Source organism: Myroides profundi, from assembly GCF_000833025.1.
Taxonomy (GTDB): domain Bacteria; phylum Bacteroidota; class Bacteroidia; order Flavobacteriales; family Flavobacteriaceae; genus Flavobacterium; species Flavobacterium profundi_A.
In genome coordinates, this window is record NZ_CP010817.1 from 3,222,456 (window position 1) to 3,246,924 (window position 24,469).

Consider the following 24,469-nt stretch of genomic DNA (forward strand, 5'->3'; position numbering starts at 1 on the left):
CTAAGACTAAAAGTATTAAATATTCCAATACTTTATAACAAACCATCTCTACGTAGAGTTTCTACATATAGGTCTGCATCTATTTCAGCAGTTAAATTCTGTTGTTTAATTTCATTAACTACCTCCTGTCTTATCGCTTTAATAGCAATGAATAAAGTGTCTTCTAGTTTTTTCTTTATTTCAACGATTTTTGGATTCATTAATTTACTTAGTTCTACTTGGTGAAACTGTTTTAATAGATTACTTAGTGAGAATGAGTGACGTTCTAAAAATAACAGAGTCTTACCTTCTTTTAATTCATCTATCTTCTTCATTAAGGTTACTAGCTCCTGTACTTGCATAGATACTACTTCGTCTACTATTAAAGTATCCCAATACTCTAGTTCACAGATAAAGTCACTGATTGTATTAATATTACGCATTCTGTGTTCTTGAATTATTTTATGATAATCATACTCCTTCCACTCTAACTCAAATAGCTCACTAAGATGTAGTCTCTGCATAAACTCACGAATATTAGCTGCCATTAGTATACTAGGATAAAATATAAGACTAAGCATCATAGTCACTCCTATTAAATCAAATAACCAAAAGTTACTACTACCCTTAATATTAAAAATATGTAATAATAATGTGTACAGTAAGAGTATAGTTCCAAATAATAGGATACTCACTACTCCGCGTTTTACTCTAGTCATCTTAGCGACTATAGCCATATGAACAAGACTAAATATTGTCAATACAGGACATATAACACTAAGTATAATACCCCACCCTTTCTTTGCTTCCCAACCATTAGATTTTACAGTAAACCATCCCATTATATTAAACCTTTAGATTGTAAATAATTCTTATAAAAATCTGCCTCACTAGTCATAGATAATACTTCGTTATCAAACATATTAATGAGTTCATTCTCGAATGCCTTTCTCGAAAGAGAAATAACATTAGCTAACTTATTAGCTAACCTGTCCATTTCAGGATCAGTAAAGCCAATATTCTGAATTTCGACATATTGCTTAAGGATACTTTCTAAAGAAGAAGAATGCTTTAAGAAAAAGAGATCACTTCTTTCTCTATCTTTCTCTATAATGTAATCGACTAATCTTACTAACTCTTCTAAATCTCTAACCATAGCTGAGTTATTGATTTGTTCTTTATAAAGAGTTATCATCTTAATAAATCTCATTCTCTCATTATCTTCCAGTTCATTTAAAGACATAAAATAGTCTTTAATTTCTCTATAACTATAAGAAACATTATTCTCTAATTTCATATAATTAGCTAAATCTAATCGCTCTAAATACTCACGTAAATGGCAAGACATAAAGATTACATACAAATAGACACAAATAAAAATCAACACATAAATAAAGTCCTCATTTTGACTTCTAATAAGCCAAAATAAACAAACAATAAACAACAAATATTGGACGCCAAACACAAATAAAGATTGATTTGTCCACTTAGGAAATTTCACTCTTTTAGAAAACAAGAGAATAACTAAAGGACCAAAGAATCCAAATGAAAAATAGGTTATAATAACTATCCCTAAAAATAACAGGAAAGATTGGAATATTTCCCAAAGACGATTTCTATCAGTATATCTACCCATTAATAAGATTATTTAAACAAATATTAACAATTCAAAATTAACACTTATTTAAACAAAAAGCACAACAACTTAAAAACTTCTCAAATACCATAAAAAAAGCCCCAACATAAATGTTAGGGCTTTTGAAATTTATAGGTTAGGAATTATTTTCCTTTCTCCATTCTTTCTTTTAATTCAGCTAAAGCGTCGATATCACCTAAAGTTGTTTTCTCTGCAGAATTATTTGCAGTTTCAACAGCTTTTACGTTTTTCTCTTCTTCTTCACGGAAGATAGAAGTGTGAGAAGCAACTACTCTTTTGAATTCTTTGTTGAACTCAATAATTTTGAATTCAGCAGTTTCACCTTTTTTCAACTTTTTACCGTCTTCTTTTTCTAAGTGACGAGTTGGGATGAAAGCTACAACATCATCTTCGAATACTACAGTAGCACCTTTGTCAACTAATTCAGAGATTTCTCCTGAATGTACAGTTCCAACAGCGTAAGCATCTTCGTATTTATCCCAAGGATTAGCAGTAGTTTGTTTGTGTCCTAAAGATAATTTACGCCCTTCAACGTCTAACTCTAATACAACTACGTCTAATTTATCTCCTACGTTTACAAACTCAGATGGGTGTTTGATTTTCTTAGTCCAAGATAAGTCAGAGATGTAAATTAATCCATCAATTCCTTCTTCTAATTCTACGAATACACCGAAGTTAGTAAAGTTACGAACGATACCATTATGTTTAGAACCTACAGGGTACTTAGAAGTGATATCAGTCCAAGGGTCTTGAGTTAATTGTTTAATACCTAAAGACATTTTTCTCTCTTCTCTATCAAGAGTTAAGATAACTGCCTCTACTTCGTCTCCTACTTTAACGAAATCTTGAGCTGATCTTAAATGAGTAGACCAAGACATTTCAGAAACGTGGATTAAACCTTCAACACCTTCAGCAACTTCGATGAAAGCACCGTAATCAGCTAAAACAACTACTTTACCTTTAACTTTGTCACCAACGTTTAAGTTAGCATCTAAAGCATCCCATGGGTGAGCGTATAATTGTTTTAAACCTAATTGAATTCTTGTTTTCTCATCATCAAAGTCTAAGATAACAACGTTTAATTTTTGGTCTAATTCTAATACTTCACTTGGGTGGTTGATTCTTGACCAAGATAAGTCAGTAATGTGAATTAATCCATCTACACCTCCTAAGTCAATGAATACACCGTAAGAAGTGATGTTTTTAACAACACCTTCTAACACTTGACCTTTTTGTAATTGACCGATAATTTCTTTCTTTTGAACTTCAATATCAGCCTCGATAAGTGCTTTGTGAGAAACAACAACGTTTTTGAATTCGTGGTTAATTTTAACTACTTTGAATTCCATTGTTTTGTTCACGTATTGATCGTAATCACGGATTGGTTTAACGTCAATTTGAGAACCTGGTAAGAATGCTTCGATTCCGAATACGTCAACGATCATACCACCTTTAGTTCTACATTTAACGAATCCATTAACAATCTCTCCAGACTCGTGAGCAGCGATAACTCTATCCCAAGCTTTGATAGTACGAGCTTTTCTGTGAGATAATACTAATTGTCCGTATTTATCTTCTCTTACGTCGATTAATACTTCAACTTTGTCTCCAACTTTTAAGTTTGGATTGTAACGGAACTCGTTTAAAGAAATAACACCTTCAGATTTAGCGTTGATATCAACGATAGCGTCTCTGTCAGTAATTCTAACTACAACTCCTTCTACTACTTCTTCGTCATCAGTAGAAATAAAAGTTTTTTCTACTAGGCTTTCGAATTCTTTTAATTGAGTCTCTTCAACTGCATCGATACCATTTTCGTAGTTTTCCCAGTTAAAATCCTTTAAGAACTCTTCTTGTGTTTTAATATTTTCAGACATCTCTGATAAAAAATTTGTATTCTAGATTTTATAAGTTTCTATATATCAGAATAAAATACTAGAAGTTGTTTAACATTTAAAATTAATGCTTTTAGCGAAACTTCTCTGAACTAAAAGCGGTGCAAAATTATAATAATATATTTGATATACAAAAAATTAAAGACATTATTATTCCATCAATACATTGTTAATCAAATGCATTAGATACAAAAAAAGGTCTATGCTAAAAGCAATAGACCTTAATTTATATATTATATGATATAAACTTCTAATTCGTTATATTCAATTTCTCTTTATCACTAGTAGATGCTTTCGACTTCTTATTAAATATTTTAATAAACTTACTATTCTTATATAAGTCCCAGTTCATTAAGCCTACACTCAATAATACAACTACTAATCCACCAATTTGTAAACTAGTGATAATATCATCTGTAAAGAAATAACTCAATGCCACAGCTACAACAGGGTTAACATAAGCATAAGTACTAACCTCTACTACTGGTCTATTCTGAATTAACCAGATATACGAACCAAAAGCTAAAATAGAACCAAAAGTTATTAGATAACCTAATGAAAACCATCCTGACACAGACACTTCTGCAGGATCAAATGCAGCAAACTCTCCATTTAATAATGCTACTAAACAGAATAGTATACCAGCAGTAATCATCTGCCAAGAAGTTTTAACCATCACATGAAGATCTTCTCCTTCATCAGTATTCTTATCTTTAGAATATTTCGAATACAATGATCCAGCAGTCCAAGCAATAGATCCTAAAATCAATAAGACCATACAGAAAATATTCAACAGACGTTGTGATTCATCGCTAGCAATATTAATTTGCTCAGCAAACAACATAATCACACCTACAAAACCAAGAATCAAACCTAGTACAGTTGGTATACTTGAAAAGTTATTCTTCCATTGAGGCTTATCCAATATGACAAACCATAAAGCTGCTGCTGCTGCCATAATAGCGGCAATACCACTTGACACATGTTGTTCTGCCCAAATCAAAGCTCCCATGTCTATAAAGAGTAATAAAAACCCTGTAATACATGCTTGTTTAACTACTTTCTTATTAAACAATTTATATCCTTTCATTTTACAGTAAGTTAATAAAAGAATACTTGCACTAAAGAAACGTAACGTTCCTAAAACAAAAGGCGAAAAATCACTTAATGCTTTGTGAATAAAAAAGAATGTTGATCCCCAAACAAAATATACAACGATATAAGCTGCAACGACAGTGCTTTTACTTGTGCTATTTGTACTAACTGCTCCCATAACTAATACTCTAACCTTTCTGGTATAATTAATTTATTTTCTTCTTTAACTGTTTGTAAAACTATAATTGTTCTAGTTGAAATAATTCCTTGAATCCTTGACAGTGAATTTCTCATTAAATGCACTAAAGCTAATGAGTCAGTTGTACGTACTTTAATCATATAACCATCATCACCTGCTATATCATGTACTTCTAAAACTTCTGGAATTTCTGCCAAAAGTCTTCCTGTCTCTTCATCTCCAATAATTTCATCAACTTTAATAAAAATAAAAGAAAGCATCTTTTGATCTAATGCTTTAGGATTAACTTTTGCGTGATAAGCTAATAGAACATCCTTATTCTCTAACTTCTTCACTCTTTCTAATACTGCAGAGGGAGCCATACCAAGTTCCTTTGCTATATCAGAATTATTAACTCTAGCATTATCCTGCATCATGCGCAGAATCTTTAAATCAATCTCGTCTAACTTATATTCCATCATATCTATTTAACGAGTACAAAGATATATACAAAAAGAATTATATACAAACATTTTAAATAAATTTAGAATATAATTCGGTCAATTATTTTAATCACAGAATTATATACAAATAAAAAGAAAGAGATGGAATTGTGGGGGAGTAAAAAAAGATAAAATACAAATATAGCACAACATCTTATTTCCATATGATGTATAGAGGTATTAAAGATAAGAAGTTTTTCCTTTTTAGATTAACTAGACTTTTTGCGTAGTCCCCAACTTTTGTCACTGATCCCCTAAACCTTTGTCACTAATCCCTTCTTGTCCAATGAAACAAAATACACCTACCCTATATAAACAAAAAAATCCCCAACCTCACACGAGATTGGGGATTTCTAAAGAAAGGCGGCGACATACTCTCCCACTGGTTAGCAGTACCATCTGCGCTAGCGGGCTTAACTTCTCTGTTCGAAATGGATAGAGGTGAGCCCCGCTGCAATAACCACCTTAAATCGGTTGTTACTTTAACGTAACTAATATTTTTAACTATATTGATATTTTAAACTTAACTATAATTTAGAAAGTTGCCCTCCCCTTGTTAAAAACAAGGGGAGATTCACATAAGCTTACGGGTTATTAGTACTACTCGACTTTGACATTACTGTCTTTACATCTATAGCCTATCAACGTTGTAATCTCCAACGACCCTTTAAAGAAATCTCATCTTGTGGTGGGTTTCGCACTTATATGCTTTCAGCGCTTATCCCTTCCCAACGTAGCTACTCTGCGATGCCCCTGGCGAGACAACAGATGCACTAGAGGTTGGTCCAATTCGGTCCTCTCGTACTAGAATCAGATCCACTCAAATTTCTAACGCCCACAGTAGATAGAGACCGAACTGTCTCACGACGTTCTGAACCCAGCTCGCGTGCCACTTTAATGGGCGAACAGCCCAACCCTTGGGACCTTCTCCAGCCCCAGGATGTGACGAGCCGACATCGAGGTGCCAAACCCCCCCGTCGATATGAGCTCTTGGGGGAGATCAGCCTGTTATCCCCGGCGTACCTTTTATCCTTTGAGCGATGGCCCTTCCATGCGGAACCACCGGATCACTATGCTCTACTTTCGTACCTGTTCGACTTGTTAGTCTTTCAGTCAAGCTCCCTTATACCATTGCACTCTACGCACGGTTACCAAGCGTGCTGAGGGAACCTTTAGAAGCCTCCGTTACTCTTTTGGAGGCGACCACCCCAGTCAAACTACCCACCAAGCAATGTCCTCCCCAATCAGGGAGTTAGATCTCAAATAAGCAAAGGGTGGTATTTCAACAATGACTCCACAACGCCTAGCGACGCCATTTCACAGTCTCCCACCTATCCTACACATCACTTATCCAAGAACAATACTAAGCTATAGTAAAGGTGCACAGGGTCTTTTCGTCCCACTGCGGGTAATCGGCATCTTCACCGATACTACAATTTCACCGAGCTCATGGCTGAGACAGTGTCCAGATCGTTACACCATTCGTGCAGGTCGGAACTTACCCGACAAGGAATTTCGCTACCTTAGGACCGTTATAGTTACGGCCGCCGTTTACTGGGGCTTCAATTCAATGCTTCTCAACAATTACTCATCGATAACATCTCCTCTTAACCTTCCAGCACCGGGCAGGTGTCAGGCCCTATACGTCATCTTACGATTTTGCAGAGCCCTGTGTTTTTGATAAACAGTCGCCTGGACCTTTTCACTGCGGCCAGCTTGCGCTGGCGACCTTTCTCCCGAAGTTACAGGTCTATTTTGCCTAGTTCCTTAGCCATGAATCTCTCGAGCGCCTTAGGATACTCTCCTCGACTACCTGTGTCGGTTTACGGTACGGGTACTAATAATCTAAGTTTAGAAGCTTTTCTTGACAGCCCTTAGGCACACTATCTCGTTGTCCGAAGACTCAAAGTACTATCGCATTTCTCCAAGTCTGACGCATTTTACTATCAAACCTATAGGTACGTGCTTCAACGAACTATTCCGTCAGTTCGCGGTGCTTTCATCACTGTGTCACTCCATCACAATTATTAGTAGTACGGGAATATTAACCCGTTGGCCATCGACGTCCCCCTTCGGGTGTGCCTTAGGTCCCGACTAACCCTCAGCTGATTAGCATAGCTGAGGAAACCTTAGTCTTACGGCGGGGGTGTTTCTCGCACCCCTTATCGTTACTTATGCCTACATTTTCTTTTCTAAAAGCTCCAGCAATTCTCACAAATCACCTTCTGCGCCGTTAGAATGCTCCCCTACCACTCACGCAACTAAATGCGCAAATCCATAGCTTCGGTAGTATACTTATGCCCGATTATTATCCATGCTCGATCGCTCGACTAGTGAGCTGTTACGCACTCTTTAAATGAATGGCTGCTTCCAAGCCAACATCCTAGCTGTCTGGGCAATCAAACCGCGTTTTTTCAACTTAGCATACATTTGGGGACCTTAGCTGATGGTCTGGGTTCTTTCCCTCTCGGACATGGACCTTAGCACCCATGCCCTCACTGATAATTATCATTACTTAGCATTCGGAGTTTGTCAGGAATTGGTAGGCGGTGAAGCCCCCGCATCCAATCAGTAGCTCTACCTCTAAGTAACTATCGATTATCGCTGCACCTAAATGCATTTCGGGGAGTACGAGCTATTTCCGAGTTTGATTGGCCTTTCACCCCTACCCACAGGTCATCCGAAAACTTTTCAGCGTTAAACGGTTCGGTCCTCCATTTAGTGTTACCTAAACTTCAACCTGCCCATGGGTAGATCACACGGTTTCGCGTCTACCACTACTGACTAAAGCGCCCTATTAAGACTCGCTTTCGCTACGGATCCATGACTTAATCACTTATCCTTGCCAGCAACGGTAACTCGTAGGCTCATTATGCAAAAGGCACGCCGTCACCCCACAAAGAAGCTCCGACCGCTTGTAGGCGTATGGTTTCAGGATCTGTTTCACTCCGTTATTCACGGTTCTTTTCACCTTTCCCTCACGGTACTGGTTCACTATCGGTCTCTCAGGAGTATTTAGCCTTAGCGGATGGTCCCGCCAGTTTCAATCAAGGTTTCACGTGCCCCGACCTACTCAGGATACCACTATTCTTATCTTCTCTTACCAATACGGGACTATCACCCTCTTCGGTTTACCTTTCCAGGTAATTCTCATTAAATCCGCAAGAAATGTCGTGGTCCTACAACCCCAAAATTGCCGTAACAACTTTGGTTTGGGCTATTCCGCGTTCGCTCGCCACTACTTACGGAATCACTTTTGTTTTCTTCTCCTCCGCCTACTTAGATGTTTCAGTTCAGCGGGTTCGCCTCCTATTAGGATACTATATCTTCAATATAGTGGGTTGCCCCATTCGGATATCTACGGATCAACTCGTGTGTGCCAATCCCCGTAGCTTTTCGCAGCTTATCACGTCCTTCTTCGCCTCTGAGAGCCTAGGCATTCCCCATACGCCCTTATTTTGCTTATGTGCTTACAATTCTTTCGAATCGTACTTTCTATATATTTCTATATCTTTTTATTCTTTCTAACTGTTTTGTTAGTTAAGTTTTATCAATATGTCAATGAACTTATGGACTTTTGTCCTTGTGGAGAATATCGGAGTCGAACCGATGACCTCCTGCGTGCAAGGCAGGCGCTCTAGCCAGCTGAGCTAATCCCCCATAAGTTAGATAGTGTGTTATCTGTGCCTTGTGGGTTGTGGATAACGCAACCTCTAAAATATTCCTTTTTGAACTAGTAAACTAGTAGTCCCGGGCAGACTCGAACTGCCGACCCCTACATTATCAGTGTAGTACTCTAACCAGCTGAGCTACTAGACTCTGTATTACTTAATTCTTTTATTCTTTTTTTTGGTATTAACAGCGAGAGTAAAGTATCATACTTATTAATTATTCTCTAGAAAGGAGGTGTTCCAGCCGCACCTTCCGGTACGGCTACCTTGTTACGACTTAGCCCTAGTTACTAGTTTTACCCTAGGCAGCTCCTTGCGGTCACCGACTTCAGGTACCCCCAGCTTCCATGGCTTGACGGGCGGTGTGTACAAGGCCCGGGAACGTATTCACCGGATCATGGCTGATATCCGATTACTAGCGATTCCAGCTTCATAGAGTCGAGTTGCAGACTCCAATCCGAACTGAGACAAGCTTTGGAGATTCGCATCCTGTTGCCAGGTAGCTGCTTTCTGTACTTGCCATTGTAGCACGTGTGTAGCCCAGGACGTAAGGGCCGTGATGATTTGACGTCATCCCCACCTTCCTCACGGTTTGCACCGGCAGTCTTGCTAGAGTCCCCGCCTTAACGCGCTGGTAACTAACAATAGGGGTTGCGCTCGTTATAGGACTTAACCTGACACCTCACGGCACGAGCTGACGACAACCATGCAGCACCTTGTAAATTGTCCGAAGAAAAATCTGTTTCCAAATCTGTCAATCTACATTTAAGCCCTGGTAAGGTTCCTCGCGTATCATCGAATTAAACCACATGCTCCACCGCTTGTGCGGGCCCCCGTCAATTCCTTTGAGTTTCATTCTTGCGAACGTACTCCCCAGGTGGGATACTTATCACTTTCGCTTAGCCACTCAGTCCGAAAACCGAACAGCTAGTATCCATCGTTTACGGCGTGGACTACCAGGGTATCTAATCCTGTTCGCTCCCCACGCTTTCGTTCATCAGCGTCAATAAATACGTAGTAACCTGCCTTCGCAATTGGTATTCCATGTAATATCTAAGCATTTCACCGCTACACTACATATTCTAGTTACTTCCATATTATTCAAGCTCTGCAGTATCAATGGCCGTGTCCTAGTTAAGCTAGGAAATTTCACCACTGACTTACAAAGCCGCCTACGAACCCTTTAAACCCAATAATTCCGGATAACGCTCGGATCCTCCGTATTACCGCGGCTGCTGGCACGGAGTTAGCCGATCCTTATTCTTACAGTACCGTCAAGTCTCTACACGTAGAGAGGTTTCTTCCTGTACAAAAGCAGTTTACAATCCATAGGACCGTCATCCTGCACGCGGCATGGCTGGTTCAGAGTTGCCTCCATTGACCAATATTCCTCACTGCTGCCTCCCGTAGGAGTCTGGTCCGTGTCTCAGTACCAGTGTGGGGGATCTCCCTCTCAGGACCCCTAATCATCGTCGCCTTGGTATGCCGTTACCACACCAACTAGCTAATGATACGCATGCCCATCTTATACCGATAAATCTTTATTATCAATACGATGCCATATCGATAAACCATGGAGCATTAATCCGAATTTCTTCGGGCTATTCCCCTGTATAAGGTAGGTTGCATACGCGTTACTCACCCGTGCGCCGGTCTCAAAAAAGCAAGCTCTTTCTACCCCTCGACTTGCATGTGTTAGGCCTGCCGCTAGCGTTCATCCTGAGCCAGGATCAAACTCTTCATCGTATATTTTTAATTTCGTAAATTAAAAAAGTATAATCCCAAATCTTGCGATTTGCCTTACTCTCTTATTTGTATGCTGTCAATCCAATATGTTTATGAACGTGTCTTCTTATTTCTAAGGCTCACTTGTTTTTCAAAGCGAGTGCAAAAGTAAAAACTTATTTTGAATTAGCAAAACTTATTTTGAAAATATTTTTCTTTATTTTTTCGCTCAACTCCCATTTTTACTGAAGCGGACTGCAAAGATACTACCTTATTTTTTACTTATCCAAATTTATTTTTATAAATTTTTTAAAGCTTATTTTTTAGTCGTTCTTGCTTCACTTTTTGTTTATGATCGTCTGCCTCTAGAGTCGTTATCACTTCTCTAATGCGGATGCAAAAGTAGTATCTTTTCCATTACTTCCAAACTTATCTTTGCCTTTTTTTAAGGTTTTTGAAAAGTATTTCATAACTCTCTATTATATCACCTTTTACGAGTGAAAGTTTTTTTGTCTTTTTTAAAAGATTATAGCCTTATACAATCTCTATACTATATATATTTAAGTGTTGGATGGCGGAATGTATTTAATATTGTACTCTATTGTATATAATAAGACACTACCAACCTACTTCTATAAAAAAGAAAAGCTCTAAGTCAAAAGACCTAGAGCTTATACTTATTATATAGATATCTATTATAGTATCAATAAAGGAGCAACAAATCCTATTGTCAATCTTCCTGTATTATAATTTTCTAATCCTAAATTATTCTTAGCATAAGATGAGTAGTTATAATATCTTCCTACATAAGACACATAGAATCTCACATTAATATCCTTAAATGGTATATACTGTACTGTTGGTATAAAACCGTAACTTGTTCTCAAACGATCTGTACCACTTGTAGTACTCTCTATATTTTTACCATAAGCATTACTAGTCATTAATGTTAATGATAAATTTAATTTAGGAGTAACAAGATAATCTGCCTTAATCCAGTTATCCATATAAGATACATTTTCACTTACATAACCTTTTTCACCTTCTAATTTATTATTTACCATATAACTCACCATCCCTTTACGATCTAGATCTTCCTTGCTATATTGGAAGTCATACATAATCGTTAACTTACTATCTTGATACTTATGTCCTAGAGACACATAGTTCATCGCTTTACTTTTTGCTTCTTGAAAGTAGCTATAACTATAATTTGTTTGGAACTTTCCATCAAAAAAATTACCTCTCCAGTTCGCTACAAAAGCCAAAGGCATCTTTGCTTTCTCTAAATTAGAGATATCAAAATCTTTATATTGATCTTCGAATTGTTGTGTTCTAGAGTTCAACACTTGTAATCCAAAAGAATGTCCATTATCTAAAGTATGAGTAACACCTACTCCTGTCAAGAAATTATCAGCATGTTGCAATATATCATTATACTGTAAAATCTCGATTGGATTTAGATCAAACTCATATCCTCCCCAGTCAGCACTCATCTTACCAATGTCTAATCTAGTTTTAGAATCTAGATAAACTCCAACAAATGCCATATCAATACCTCTTTCGATATGATCTTTCGTTCCTATTTCAGATTTCTGAGTATATCTATTTCTGAATCTAAAATACACTCGATCATGTATTTTTCCTTTTATCTCAATACGAGCTTGATTATTATCAAACTCAGAGTTCGTAAAAGTTCCGTTATCAAAATAACTCTCAAATCCTACTCTAGTATGAAATAGAACGTCTATATTCTTTAACAATCCCACTTTTTCGACGGGGATAATAGGTTTTACAATCGTGTCTGTAGAAGATTGCGGTTCTTGAGCCATTGCTCCCGCACTTACAAACATCGTCATTAATAATAATGCCTTTTTCATTTTCATTTTTTTATTTAATACTTCATTTTTTATAATAATACAGCTCCTAATAAAAAGCCTGCCGCTACCGCTACACCAATAGCTACTAATCCTGGGATCATAAAACTATGATTCACTACAAACTTCCCGATTTTAGTACTTCCTGTTCTATCAAAATTAATTGCCGCTAACAATGTTGGATAACCAGGTAATACGAAATCTGCATTTACTGCTGGGAAAATTGCAATCAACGCTGGATTAGACAATCCTAAAGACAACCCTAGAGGCATCATTGTTTTCGTTGTAGCTGCCTGACTAAACATCAAGGCTCCTAAAATAAATACAGCAATAGCAAAAGTCCAAGGATATGCAGAAACCACATCTGTCATAAATGCTTTTATCACCACTTCATTATGTGCCATAAAAGTAGAACTCATCCATACTACCCCAAACACAGAAACGACAGCAGTAGCCATAGAACTAAAAAGACTAACCTTTGTCACTGCTATTGCACTTGTTTTGGTTGTAATCATCATCAGAGCAGAAGCAGTCAACGTAATCATACTTATCACTGCCACCATCTGTAATTCACCACTAGCCTTAAGCACTAAGCTCGCAGCACCAGGTTCAAACACAGGGAGTAATTGAGGGAAAGCACCTGCTAAAACAATCAGCAACACTGCTATAGAGAATATCACAACAGAAGTCTTCGCTCCTTTTCTTAATTCTTTTTTATCCCCTACCTCTTCCGCATCAAGACTTTTAGCAAACTCAGGATCTTTCATCTTTTCGATAAATATAGGATCATCTTCTAACTCTTTACCTTTCTTAAGAACAGATAAACAGCCTATTAAAATACCAATAAGACAAGCTGGTATACACACCTTCATAATATCTATTAAAGCTCCTGGATAAGCTAAAATACTAGCTCCAGCAAAAGCAGCTGTTGCAGCACTCATAGGGCTTCCTGTTATTGCTAAGTGAGAAGCGATCACTGAGATACTTAAAGGACGCTCAGGTCTAATTCTCTTTTTAGCTGCTACCTCAGAAATAATAGGTAATAAAGAATATAGTAAGTGCGCTGTCCCTGCAAAAAGACAAAAGAAATAAACCGTAAATGGTGCGATAAACACAATATTAGAAGGATTACTTCGAATTACTTTCTCAGCTAATTGCACTAAATAGTCTAGTCCACCACATGCTTGAAGAGTAGCCGCTGTAGAAACGATAGCCATAATCACGAGCATCACATCTATAGGTGGATCACCAGGACGCATACCGAATACAAATACGAATATACTTAAGCCAACCATTCCCATAACTCCAAGACCAATTCCTTTCATTTGTGATCCGATAAGAATCATTCCTATCAGGATACAGAACTGTAATAGTAACATAGCCACAAATTTTTAATTATACCTTTAGTCTACATTCTATATAAGAGGAGCGCAACACTGCATATAGATTCAGTAAGCGCTCCTCCTATATTAATGGTTATAATTTATTTCTCTTAATATTTGAAGAACATATCTTGAATCGCAGCTCTATCCTTAGTCTCAGTAAGTGCTAACATCAATAAGATTCTAGCTTTCTGAGGACTTAAATCATCTGCTACAACAAAACCAAGGGCATTATCATCTACCTCATTAAATAAAGTCACTCTACCTGCACCCGCTCTTGCTGAACGACAAACTATAATACCTGATTTTGCAGCTGCTATTAAAGCATCTCCTACAGGAGCATTAAAGTTACCATTCCCCATACCAGCGTATACTATACCCGCTACCCCTTCTTCTTTTGCAGCTGTAACAGCTCTAGGACTAGCATCAGCATAACCGTAAACGATTTCTACTTGAGGAAGTTTAGTTAATCCTTTTACATTAAACTTCTTCTCTGGAGATCTTAATGTTTTATAGTAATAACTCACTTTCCCATCAAAGATTAATCCTATTGGTCCAAAATTTCTAGACTGAAATGTAGCCATATTAGTTGTCACTGTTTTCGTAACATCTCTAGCTGCAAATACTGCTTCATTCATTGCGATCACTACTCCAGCTTCTTTACTCTCTGGAGATGCAGCCACCATCACAGCATCTAATAAGTTTCTATTTCCATCTTGGCTCATCGCAGTCGCAGGTCTCATCGCTCCCACTAATACCACAGGTTTCTTAGAATTAATAGTCAATTCTAAGAAATAAGCTGTTTCTTCTTGTGTATCCGTTCCATGAGTAATCACTACTCCATCAGCCTCATCTTTTTCGAATATCTCATTAATACGGTTACTTAATTTTAACCAGGTCTCTATATTCATATCTTGGCTACCGATCTGAGCGATTTGCTCACCTTTTATCTTACCAAACTTATGCATCTCTGGTACAGCATTTAGAAGATTCTCAATCGGAATTTTACCAGCAGTATAAGCTGCTTTGGTTGCTGACTCTCCTGATCCTGCAATTGTTCCTCCTGTTGCAAGGATGATTACTCTTGACTCATCCTTAGATGTATTTGTAGCTCCTTTAGTTTGAGCTTGCATTTGAAATGCTAATAATACACCGAACATTAAACTAAATACCTTTTTCATGGTTACTATAATTATAATTAATCAACTTCTACTTTTTTAAAACAATCTTCTATTCTATATCAGAGATAGGCTACTCATATCATTCTGTACTATACACTACAACTTTCATTCCCTTTTTTAATTTTCTTAAAAAAAGAATAAAAAAACTATATACTTAAATCTCAGAACTTTCACGAATATTTTCTCTTAAAAAATTATCAATGTACCGTATCAATTTATTTTTCAAACTTTTAAATAGAAATACTAACCTTCCTTATCCTCTAATTTTCAACTATTTTAAAACAAAAAAATATAATCAAAAAAATGTCAAATAAAGTCACTTTAACACAATACCCATCTAAATAATATATAAAACTACAATAATAATTAACAATATCAAATAAGTAAAAGTAAAAAAGAATAAATAAATATTCAGCAATAATATCTCAAATTACCTTTGATTATTGCAGATATCTCAATATATCCAAAAAACACCATCATCTTAACATCTTCCTTTTTTGTTGCATTTATTTGATAAATATCAAATAATTAAAGAAAAAATAACACAATCATTTTTTTGGCTTACTTTTGTTAAAAAAAATACAATAAAAAAACTTTTACTCAGTGCTCTTTTAATAGCTACGTCCATTAATTACGCACAACGACAAGCTGATGTTGTTACTAAATTTGACAATAATATCGAATCTATTAGTTTAGTTCCTGCTACAGGAGATATAATTGTTAAGGATAAAGACATTATCTCTAGTTATAATCCTACTACTAATCAAACTACTTGGAAGATTGTAAAAAAAGATTATCAAAGTGATTTTAAATCTACAGCTTTAGGAAGTATCCTAATGCACTTCGAAGAAGTAGCTACAGAAATCGAAATACTTCCAAAATCTCCTTATGCAAAAATCAAACTAGATGACAATGATTTAATAATTAATATCTTCAATGGAGATGTTATATTCAACACAAAAGAAAGTAAATCAAGAATAATCAAAACAAACTATATAATAGAAGATAATGCTATTCTATTATTAACAGCTAACGAAAGTGCATTCAACTTTGAGTACTTATCGCCAACAGACAAAAAAACATTATGGAGTACTCAAGTAGGTACTCAAGAGAAAATGTCGGTTTTTAAAACAATCACTTCTTCTCTTAGCGTTAAAGAACAACTCTCTAAGCTAACACAAGCAGAAGATATTATTCTAAAAGTAGATAATAAACTATATATCACAGTCAAAGGCTTTCTATTTAACCTTGACTTAAATTCGGGTGAGATAAAATGGAAAACAGATTATCAAATCAATGATTTTTACTTATCTCAAAACTTAGAAAACATTATCATTATCAATAAAGAAAAGTCTTTATTAAGTACAAAAAGTTCTCTGAACATCCTAAATGCTAATACAGGAGATAAACTGTGGAAAAGTGATATTACAACTAAGTTTTTGTCTTACATAGAAGACTGGAATGACAGGATATTAATCGCACACAATACTGGATTTAACTTCTACTCTTATGGGGATGGAAAAAAGATATGGAAAAAAGATGCCAAAGGTAAATCTATTAAACGAGTGATCCCTATTGACAATAACTACCTATATATAGCAGATACAGAAATGAATTTAATCAACCAAGAAGGACAACCTAAATGGAAGAAATTTATTGAAATAGCTGATAAATCAGATGATGAAATCTACTTCTTAGATAAAGTGGACAACAACAGAGTACTATACCTTACAGATACTTATGGTAATATGGTAGACTATACTAGTGGTAAAAAAATCTGGAAACGAAATGTAAAATTCAATAAAAACAGACCATTAGCAGTAGGACAAGATGAAAACACAAAAGTATTCTTAGCTTATAACAATAAGAAAATATACAAGTTTGACCCTAACTCTGCAGATGCACCAGAGCCTATCGGAGACAAAATAGATGTACAAAATGACAAGCTAATTACTAGTCTAGAAGTCATCGATGGTGTAATCTGTATCATTGGACAAAACGATGTTATCGGAGTTGGGCAAGATGGAAATGTTATATACCACAACACGTATAAAGAACCAGGAGAAGCAGGAAGACGCTTACTAAAATCAGCATCTATAGCTGGTAATGCTTATATGGGGGCTATGAATGCTAAAAACCAAGCCATAACAAGCGCGACCTATTCTGTATCTTATCGCAATGCTAATGGTCAAGTAGTAGAAAGCAAAGACTATGTATTCAGCGAGAAAGATCGTGCTAAAGCACAAAAAACACTAAATACTCAACAGTCCCTTATGAATGACCTGAATAGTACTATTACTCCATTGGTACAAAGTAGATTTAATGCTCTTAAACAAACTGCTGAATATGCTTATGTATTCGCTAGAGGTACTGAAGGAGAAACTACACAACTAGTCAAAGTGAGAAAGAAAGACGGTAAAGAAGTAGATAAAATAGCTATTGACAACAATAGACCTCTATACGAAATAGACCCTATCACTAGTAGTATATACTATGTATATAAAAATGAGCTACGCACTTTTAAAGAAAAATAAGAACCTAATCTTCTTATAAATAAAAAAGCCCCTTAGATTAACTAAGGGGCTTTTTACTTTACCATATATTTCTGACTATAAAGAATACAATAATAAGTACTAGAAAAGAATAGGCAAACCAATTCGGAATAGCATATTTCTGCAAAAACTTATCATTCTTTACAATATACACTTCCACTAATGCTATATATAAAAAAGCAAGTAGAGGAAAGTATACTAATATCATTACATTATATTCTATAGCCTCTCTAAAATGTCCATGTAATAAAGCATGCAAGGCACGCTGTCCTCCACATCCAGGGCATAACCATCCTGTCTCACGATAGAACATACACGATAGACCACCATTATCACCACTCCCAAAAAACTGATAGTAATAATATAATCCAAAAAGAGGAATTATTAGAAATATGATTCTAAGTATCCAATTCTTCATTATAGTCTATTACATGTTTTGAGCTGCTCTCACTTGCTCCATAATTGTTTCGAAGTATGCATTAATACCACCTGCACTCACAATATCAAAAACAGCTTTACCAATAGCAATTACAAATAATAAAATAGCTACTAAAGCTAATTTCTTCGCTGTACTAGCTGCTTTAACAGAAGCCTCATACTCACCATTTTTATATTTACTAGTAGACTGACTAGACATTACGATAGCAATAATACCTAATATTAACCCAATACACCAGAAAGAACACAGACCTAATACTGTAGAAGTAATAGATAGCCCCATATAGTTATTAGGCTTCTCACGTTGTTCTGTAACTTGATTTTCAAATTGATTAAATTCCATATTTATTTTTATTTTGTTGAGCAAGATAGCTATTTTTTTTAACATATATATAACAAAAAAGAGAGGAAATTCCTCTCTTTTCTTTATACTTATTTTTTTCTTTTATACTTATGCAAACTTTGCTATAAATTGCTCTAGCTCTTCAGCAGATTGATCTTGTGCATTTGCAATCACTTCATCTATAGCTTCTATTGTAAGAATTGGTTTTAATTTCGCATCAGTACGAAGCCAATCTAAGAATTCTTTATTGAACTCTGCAGCATCGAATTCTCCTTCTTCTATCAATTCCTCTTTATCAGGGAAATAGAATTCTTCCATAAACACAACTGCCTCCACATCATAAGCTGAGATCTGTAGTAGCTCTTTGATATTTTTAGCAACGATAAACACTCCTCCTTCATCACCAAAAACAACGATAGGACAGTTATCCAAACTTTTTACCGCTTTATCCTGTACCCAAAAAGCGTAAATACTACCAGTACTATTGGCTTCTGCAAAAGGAACAAACGAATTTACAAATTCTTCTTCTTCTGAAATAGATTCGATGATTCCTGGATCTTCGTCTATTAAATAGATAGCGTTAGAATAATAAGATGGAATAGTCTCAGATGTCTGAAATTCCAATAAACTTTTAATTTCATTAGGTACTTTATACCCTTTAAATAATGCAGTAAATTCTTCTTTTACCATTGTGATGTTCATTTTCGCCTCTTATCAGGCTTACGGATTTTAAAAATTAAAACTAATGTAATACACTAAATCTTATTCTATACTAGGTATCACTTTAATAGAATAAAGATAAAATATTTTTTAATTGAAAAACATATTTTCACAACAAACTTATATTTTTTTTATCATTTAAGTCAATTGATATATGTAATTCATTTATTTTGGTGGTAAAAGTACTAAACTTTACTAAATACAACGCTAATTATTTAAATATTAACCAACTAATTTTAGCACCTCACCTACTTAAACTGATTTAGGACAATATTCTTTGTTCTAAAAAAACTCAAAAACACCTATCAACTAAACAGTTATTTTTAATAATAGTATCTTTGTAACTTAAAATTGTCCAATATGACAACTCCTACTATTCTATATTTAGCATCAGCATTAATAACAGATCAAGATAACCGATTACTGACTGTACGCAAAAAAACGTCTACCTATTATATGATGGCAGGTGGTAAAATCGAAAAAGGAGAAACTCCTGAACAAGCATTAATAAGAGAGTTAAAAGAAGAGCTAAACTTAACAGTAAACACAAATGAACTAACCCTATTGGGTACACATAGTACAGAAGCTGTGAATGAAAAGAATACTATAGTGAAAGCTCATATCTATCATATTATAATCACTCATCAAACGCTAGAAGTAGCTTCAGAAATAGCGGAAGCCAAGTGGCTCACAAGAGAAACTTATAAAGAAACTAAACTTGCACATCTATTAGAAGAATTTAGTGTTCCTATTTGGTTAAGTTTATTCTAATCCTCTGATAGTACTACAACGTACTCTCAACATCATTACAAAGACCCTCTCAGGTTTCTAGTTTCATCTAGTACTGTACCTATTTTCTTTGCAATATCAGCATTACCTTACTATAACACCTAAGTAATGACTGCGTTATTTATCGAGAATTAATGGAGTCACTACGGATTCATAACGGACTCACTACGGACTCACTGCTACCAAAAGCTGTCTCGTCCTACTATAACTGTACAGCTATAGTTAATAATCCTACTTAATACTGTACAGATTTTTATTAATCCTTTTATTACTGTACAGGTTGTTGTTTTTGTTTATTAGTCTTGTAATAATTCTTCCATCTCTTAGTTAGAATACCTGTCTTTAAATGAGCTTGATTTGGAGTTAACCTATCACAACTATCATGAGGTCTAATTTGGTTATAAGCTTCTATACTATTCTTAATTTTATCAATCGTTTTTTGATAACCTAAACTTGAATAGTTTAAATCAAATTCACCTTTAATTATACCATTTACACGCTCAGCTATTGCATTATCTCTTGGTTCACCACCTTGTGTTGTACTAATAGATATGTTGTTTTCTATCAGTATTTTAGTATAAACACTACTGCAGTATTGACATCCTCGATCTGAATGATGAATAAGTTTCTCTGTATAAATCCTGTTCTTTAATGCCATTTTCAAGGCTTGTAAGCATCCATTAGTAGTTAAATCTAAGCTAAAACTATAGCCCATTATTTTATGAGAATAAGCATCTGTGATTAAACTTAAATAGCCCCAAGTATTATTTAACCTGATATAGGTGATGTCACTTACCCAAAATTGTTCTGGTCTAGTAACTTTTACTCCATTATACAAGTCTAAATACTGTCCTCTCCAAGCTCTGGAGTCTGTTGTATATGCTTTGCGCTTTCGTTGCCTAACCAACATTTTATGACTGTCTAATAAATCAAACAGATAATCTCTTCCTACGCTTATATTGTGCGAACCTAAGCGTTCTTGTAACATATGTTGAAGTTTTCGAGTACCTACTCTTGGTAGAGTAGCTCTAATATTTAAAACTTCTTGAAGAATAATCTCATCTTTAATAGATTGACTTGCGTATCTGTCTATTGACTGATAATAAGCACTTCGAGTTTTACCAAACAGTTGACATATTTTTTTTATTCCCTTATTAGGGTATAAGAGTTTTACTTCTTCAACTGCTTGGAACCAGACTTTTTTCTGATATCAATATCCAAACTTTTCTCTGCTACATCTATCAATGTATTTAAAGCTACTATCTTAAATTGTGCCTCTGATAAAGCCTTTTTTAAAGCTTTAATTTCTAAAGATTCTGTATTGGATGTTTTTTCTTCCATAAGTGACGGAATAACAATTTCATTACAAATATCTATGTTTTTATTATAATTAACTAACAACCAGTTATTTATTGTACTTATACTTTCTACACCATACATTATACAGGCTTCTTGTGCTGTCATATGGTGTTCTGTAATACTATGAACTACTTGACGTTTAAGGCTTTCTGAATAAACTTTATTCTTACGTGTAGCATGATACTCGGGACTTGCATATTTCTTAACCCAACGATTTAGCGTAGATTTATTTAGGCTATACTCGCGAATTACCGAATTTTGACTTGCTCCATTCTCTATTTCTTGAACTATTTGTTCTATGAATTTTAAATGATAACGCTCTTTGTTTTTTGGTTCTCTTCCCATCTTTTAATGTTTTAAAAACTGTACAGTTTTTTTAGGACGGGTCAAGCCAATAAAAAAGCCTCTACGTCTAAAACAAAGAGGCTGTTATATCAGTATATGCTAATTATGCTTGTTTCTTTACGAACTTGGTTAAGATAACGATTTGTTGACCATCTATCTTTCCTTCGATTTGTTCTGTATTATCGTGTACTAAACGGATATTTCTAACAGCAGTACCGATCTTAGCATTAATAGTAGATCCTTTTACATCAAGGTCTTTAATTAATGTCACAGTATCTCCTCCTACTAATACATTACCATTACAGTCTTTATGAAGATCTACACTTCCATCCCCTGTATGATCTCCTGTAAGTTTAGCAAACTCTAAAAGTTCATCGTCTAAATACATCATCTCTAAACTATCTGCTGCCCAACTTTCGTTACGGAAACGGTTCAGCATACGCCAAGCTACTACTTGTACAGCTGGAAATTCACTCCACATTGATGTAGTCAGACATTGCCAGTGATTAGCATCTAATTCAGCTTTCTTCTCTACTTGCTCTAAACAAGTATCACAAATATAGATTTCTCTATCTGCTTCATTAGCTGCTGCAGGTGGTACTTCATATACATTTAAATGTCCAGTTGCCTCACATAGTTCGCATTTATTACCACTTCTTTCTATTAATTGTGCTTCAGTCTTCATTTATAAAACAATATATTATTAAAGTTGTAAAGATATATGTTATTATTTAGATATAAAAAATAATAAAACACTTCAGTAATTAAACCATTTACACTACACAGATATGAATTTAATAAAATACTTAATTTTTTAGAAGCAATCTAAAAATTGAATCCTAGAATTATGGTTTCGACTTATATGTCTTGGTTTTCATTACACAATTCGCCATAATACCTACACCTTCTTTAATTAAGCACAATAGCGATAATTGCCCTTACAAAAAACCTTATCTTTACTCTTCAATAACACAAACTATCATTATAAATGAAAACAGATATCGAAATTGCTCGCGAATGTGAGTTAAAGAGAATACAAGATGTAGCACACTCTATCGGTGTAAATGAAGAAGAGCTTATCCCTTATGGAAAGTATATGGCTAAAGTTCCTCTAGATGCTATGAATACAGAGAACATCAATAAGTCAAATTTAATATTAGTTACTTCAATCACTCCTACTAAAGCAGGTATCGGTAAGACTACTGTATCTATAGGTCTAGCGTTGGGATTAAATAAAATAGGCAAGAAAGCTGTAGTAGCCCTACGCGAGCCTTCATTAGGTCCATGTTTTGGGATGAAAGGTGGAGCTGCAGGAGGTGGATATGCTCAGGTATTGCCTATGGAGAATATCAACCTACACTTCACAGGAGATTTTCACGCTATCACATCAGCCCATAATACGATAAGCGCTTTATTTGATAACTATATCTATCAGAATAGAGCTAATGAAAACGGAATTAAAGAAATATTGTGGAAAAGAGTATTAGATGTGAACGACCGTAGCTTGCGTTATATCAACACTGGGCTAAGAGGTAGTGCTAATGGAGTACCACAAGAATCAGGATTTGACATTACTCCAGCCTCTGAGATTATGGCTATTATGTGTTTGGCGACAGACATAGAAGATCTTAGACGCAGAATCGAAAATATCTTATTAGGATATCGCTATGACGGAAGTATGTTTACAGTAAAAGATCTAGGTGTAGCTGGAGCTATTACGGTACTATTAAAAGATGCACTTAATCCTAACTTAGTACAAACTACGGAAAACACTGCTGCCTTTATTCACGGTGGACCATTCGCTAATATTGCACATGGTTGTAACTCTGTTATCGCTACTAAAATGGCTATGAGCTATGGAGACTATGTCATCACTGAAGCAGGTTTTGGTGCAGACTTAGGTGCCGAAAAATTCTTTGATATCAAGTGTCGTAAATCTGGTTTACAACCAAAACTGACAGTGGTAGTAGCTACTGCACAAGGATTAAAAATGCACGGTGGTGTAGCTATCGAAGATATTAAAGCTAAAAATACAGATGGTATCCGCAAAGGATTAGAGAACTTAGCTAAGCATGTAGAGAACATTAAATCTTATGGACAAAGCATAGTAGTTGCCTTCAATAAGTATGCAACTGATGACGCAGAGGAGCTACAAATCGTGGAGCAATACTGTAAGGATAACCACATTGGATTTGCGATTAACAATGCATTCGTAGAAGGTGGTGAAGGCGCTAAAACCCTAGCGGAAGTAGTTGTAAACACAATAGCAAACAACCCAAGTAAACCTCTTCAGTTCCCTTATCAAGACAGTGAAACAATAGCTGTAAAAATAGAGAATATCGCTAAGAAGATATATGGAGCTAATAAAGTAGAGTTCTCCTCTGCTGCTAAAAAGAAATTAGCCCAACTAAAAAACACAGATATGGATCAATATCCTGTATGTATTGCCAAAACACAATATTCATTCTCTGCAGACGCAACAGCATACGGTGTAGCTAAAGATTTTGACATTGTAATCAATGACTTAGTGATTAATAGAGGTTCTGAGTTTATCGTGGCTATAGCAGGAGATATTATGCGTATGCCTGGATTGCCTAAATCTCCACAAGCGCTAAGAATTGACTTAGTAGATGGATTAATAGAAGGATTGAGCTAATCGCTGATATCATATACTATAATAGTAGGGTCGCCTTATAAAGGTGACCCTATTCATTTTATAATAATTGTGAAATAATCAAAATTAAACATCTACTATTCAAAACTTTAACTACATATGCCTC

At 35.4% G+C, this 24,469-nt stretch carries 17 protein-coding genes, 2 tRNA genes and 3 rRNA genes; 3 read left to right on the forward strand and 19 right to left on the reverse strand.

What is annotated here, in order from left to right; all coding sequences use genetic code 11:
* Positions 1 to 32 precede the first annotated feature (32 nt).
* The 13 genes from MPR_RS14140 to MPR_RS14200 form a co-directional block, all read right to left on the reverse strand.
* Positions 33 to 821 (reverse strand): hypothetical protein, encoded by a 789-nt coding sequence (locus tag MPR_RS14140; protein WP_041893604.1) that lies wholly within the window; start codon positions 819 to 821, stop codon positions 33 to 35.
* On the reverse strand, positions 821 to 1,327 hold the full coding sequence (locus tag MPR_RS18960; RefSeq protein ID WP_235280455.1) for a Na/Pi cotransporter family protein: 507 nt from the start codon (positions 1,325 to 1,327) through the stop codon (positions 821 to 823). The genes MPR_RS14140 and MPR_RS18960 overlap by 1 nt, the downstream gene beginning before the upstream one ends.
* A gap of 431 nt (positions 1,328 to 1,758) precedes the next feature.
* The gene (gene rpsA, locus MPR_RS14150; protein ID WP_006258796.1) at positions 1,759 to 3,513 is read right to left on the reverse strand and encodes a 30S ribosomal protein S1; all 1,755 of its coding nucleotides are present in this window, start codon (positions 3,511 to 3,513) and stop codon (positions 1,759 to 1,761) included.
* Between the two features lie 268 nt (positions 3,514 to 3,781).
* The gene (locus MPR_RS14155; RefSeq protein WP_041893618.1) at positions 3,782 to 4,804 is read right to left on the reverse strand and encodes an EamA family transporter; all 1,023 of its coding nucleotides are present in this window, start codon (positions 4,802 to 4,804) and stop codon (positions 3,782 to 3,784) included.
* A 2-nt stretch (positions 4,805 to 4,806) separates the two neighbouring features.
* Positions 4,807 to 5,283, reverse strand: coding sequence for an Lrp/AsnC family transcriptional regulator (locus MPR_RS14160; RefSeq protein ID WP_041893621.1), 477 nt, complete (start codon positions 5,281 to 5,283; stop codon positions 4,807 to 4,809).
* Between the two features lie 382 nt (positions 5,284 to 5,665).
* Positions 5,666 to 5,775: ribosomal RNA gene (gene rrf / locus MPR_RS14165) — 5S ribosomal RNA — on the reverse strand.
* A gap of 106 nt (positions 5,776 to 5,881) precedes the next feature.
* Positions 5,882 to 8,775: ribosomal RNA gene (locus MPR_RS14170) — 23S ribosomal RNA — on the reverse strand.
* 118 nt (positions 8,776 to 8,893) lie between these two features.
* A tRNA-Ala gene (locus MPR_RS14175) sits at positions 8,894 to 8,967 on the reverse strand.
* A gap of 85 nt (positions 8,968 to 9,052) precedes the next feature.
* Positions 9,053 to 9,126, reverse strand: a tRNA-Ile gene (locus MPR_RS14180).
* 80 nt (positions 9,127 to 9,206) lie between these two features.
* A 16S ribosomal RNA gene (locus MPR_RS14185) occupies positions 9,207 to 10,724 on the reverse strand.
* Together the 16S, 23S and 5S rRNA genes with 2 tRNA genes alongside form the textbook arrangement of a ribosomal RNA operon.
* Positions 10,725 to 11,398: 674 nt before the next feature.
* A complete protein-coding gene (locus MPR_RS14190) occupies positions 11,399 to 12,583 on the reverse strand; it encodes a porin (RefSeq protein ID WP_041895560.1) in 1,185 nt (394 codons plus the stop codon).
* Between the two features lie 29 nt (positions 12,584 to 12,612).
* Positions 12,613 to 13,959, reverse strand: coding sequence for an anaerobic C4-dicarboxylate transporter family protein (locus MPR_RS14195; RefSeq protein WP_041893627.1), 1,347 nt, complete (start codon positions 13,957 to 13,959; stop codon positions 12,613 to 12,615).
* Positions 13,960 to 14,072: 113 nt separating this feature from the next.
* On the reverse strand, positions 14,073 to 15,143 hold the full coding sequence (locus MPR_RS14200) for a type II asparaginase (protein WP_041893630.1): 1,071 nt from the start codon (positions 15,141 to 15,143) through the stop codon (positions 14,073 to 14,075).
* Between the two features lie 497 nt (positions 15,144 to 15,640).
* Between MPR_RS14200 and MPR_RS18430 the strand changes: the two genes are divergently transcribed.
* Positions 15,641 to 17,677 (forward strand): outer membrane protein assembly factor BamB family protein, encoded by a 2,037-nt coding sequence (locus tag MPR_RS18430; protein ID WP_139177182.1) that lies wholly within the window; start codon positions 15,641 to 15,643, stop codon positions 17,675 to 17,677.
* Positions 17,678 to 17,735: 58 nt separating this feature from the next.
* Here the strand turns inward: MPR_RS18430 and MPR_RS14210 are convergent, their stop codons facing one another.
* The 3 genes from MPR_RS14210 to MPR_RS14220 form a co-directional block, all read right to left on the reverse strand.
* A complete protein-coding gene (locus tag MPR_RS14210) occupies positions 17,736 to 18,113 on the reverse strand; it encodes a DUF2752 domain-containing protein (RefSeq protein WP_041893632.1) in 378 nt (125 codons plus the stop codon).
* A 9-nt stretch (positions 18,114 to 18,122) separates the two neighbouring features.
* Positions 18,123 to 18,476 carry a CD225/dispanin family protein gene (locus MPR_RS14215; RefSeq protein ID WP_041895565.1) on the reverse strand — a complete coding sequence of 118 codons (354 nt, stop codon included), beginning with the start codon at positions 18,474 to 18,476 and terminating at the stop codon, positions 18,123 to 18,125.
* Between the two features lie 108 nt (positions 18,477 to 18,584).
* Positions 18,585 to 19,178: a cell wall assembly protein gene (locus MPR_RS14220; protein WP_235280456.1), complete on the reverse strand. Its 594-nt coding sequence runs from the start codon at positions 19,176 to 19,178 to the stop codon at positions 18,585 to 18,587.
* A gap of 378 nt (positions 19,179 to 19,556) precedes the next feature.
* Between MPR_RS14220 and MPR_RS14225 the strand changes: the two genes are divergently transcribed.
* A complete protein-coding gene (locus MPR_RS14225) occupies positions 19,557 to 19,967 on the forward strand; it encodes an NUDIX hydrolase (protein ID WP_041893633.1) in 411 nt (136 codons plus the stop codon).
* Positions 19,968 to 20,253: 286 nt separating this feature from the next.
* Here MPR_RS14225 and MPR_RS14230 read toward each other — a convergent pair whose 3' ends face one another.
* The 3 genes from MPR_RS14230 to MPR_RS14240 all read right to left on the reverse strand — a co-directional run bounded on the left by MPR_RS14230 (position 20,254) and on the right by MPR_RS14240 (position 22,374).
* Complete coding sequence (locus MPR_RS14230; RefSeq protein ID WP_041888823.1) at positions 20,254 to 21,132, reverse strand: IS3 family transposase; 879 nt, start codon at positions 21,130 to 21,132, stop codon at positions 20,254 to 20,256.
* A gap of 23 nt (positions 21,133 to 21,155) precedes the next feature.
* Positions 21,156 to 21,689: a transposase gene (locus MPR_RS18215; RefSeq protein WP_052472632.1), complete on the reverse strand. Its 534-nt coding sequence runs from the start codon at positions 21,687 to 21,689 to the stop codon at positions 21,156 to 21,158.
* Between the two features lie 103 nt (positions 21,690 to 21,792).
* Positions 21,793 to 22,374: a PhnA domain-containing protein gene (locus MPR_RS14240; RefSeq protein WP_006260179.1), complete on the reverse strand. Its 582-nt coding sequence runs from the start codon at positions 22,372 to 22,374 to the stop codon at positions 21,793 to 21,795.
* Between the two features lie 303 nt (positions 22,375 to 22,677).
* On the opposite strand from MPR_RS14240, the gene MPR_RS14245 reads away from it, so the two are divergent.
* Positions 22,678 to 24,345 (forward strand): formate--tetrahydrofolate ligase, encoded by a 1,668-nt coding sequence (locus MPR_RS14245; RefSeq protein WP_041893634.1) that lies wholly within the window; start codon positions 22,678 to 22,680, stop codon positions 24,343 to 24,345.
* Positions 24,346 to 24,469: the final 124 nt, after the last annotated feature.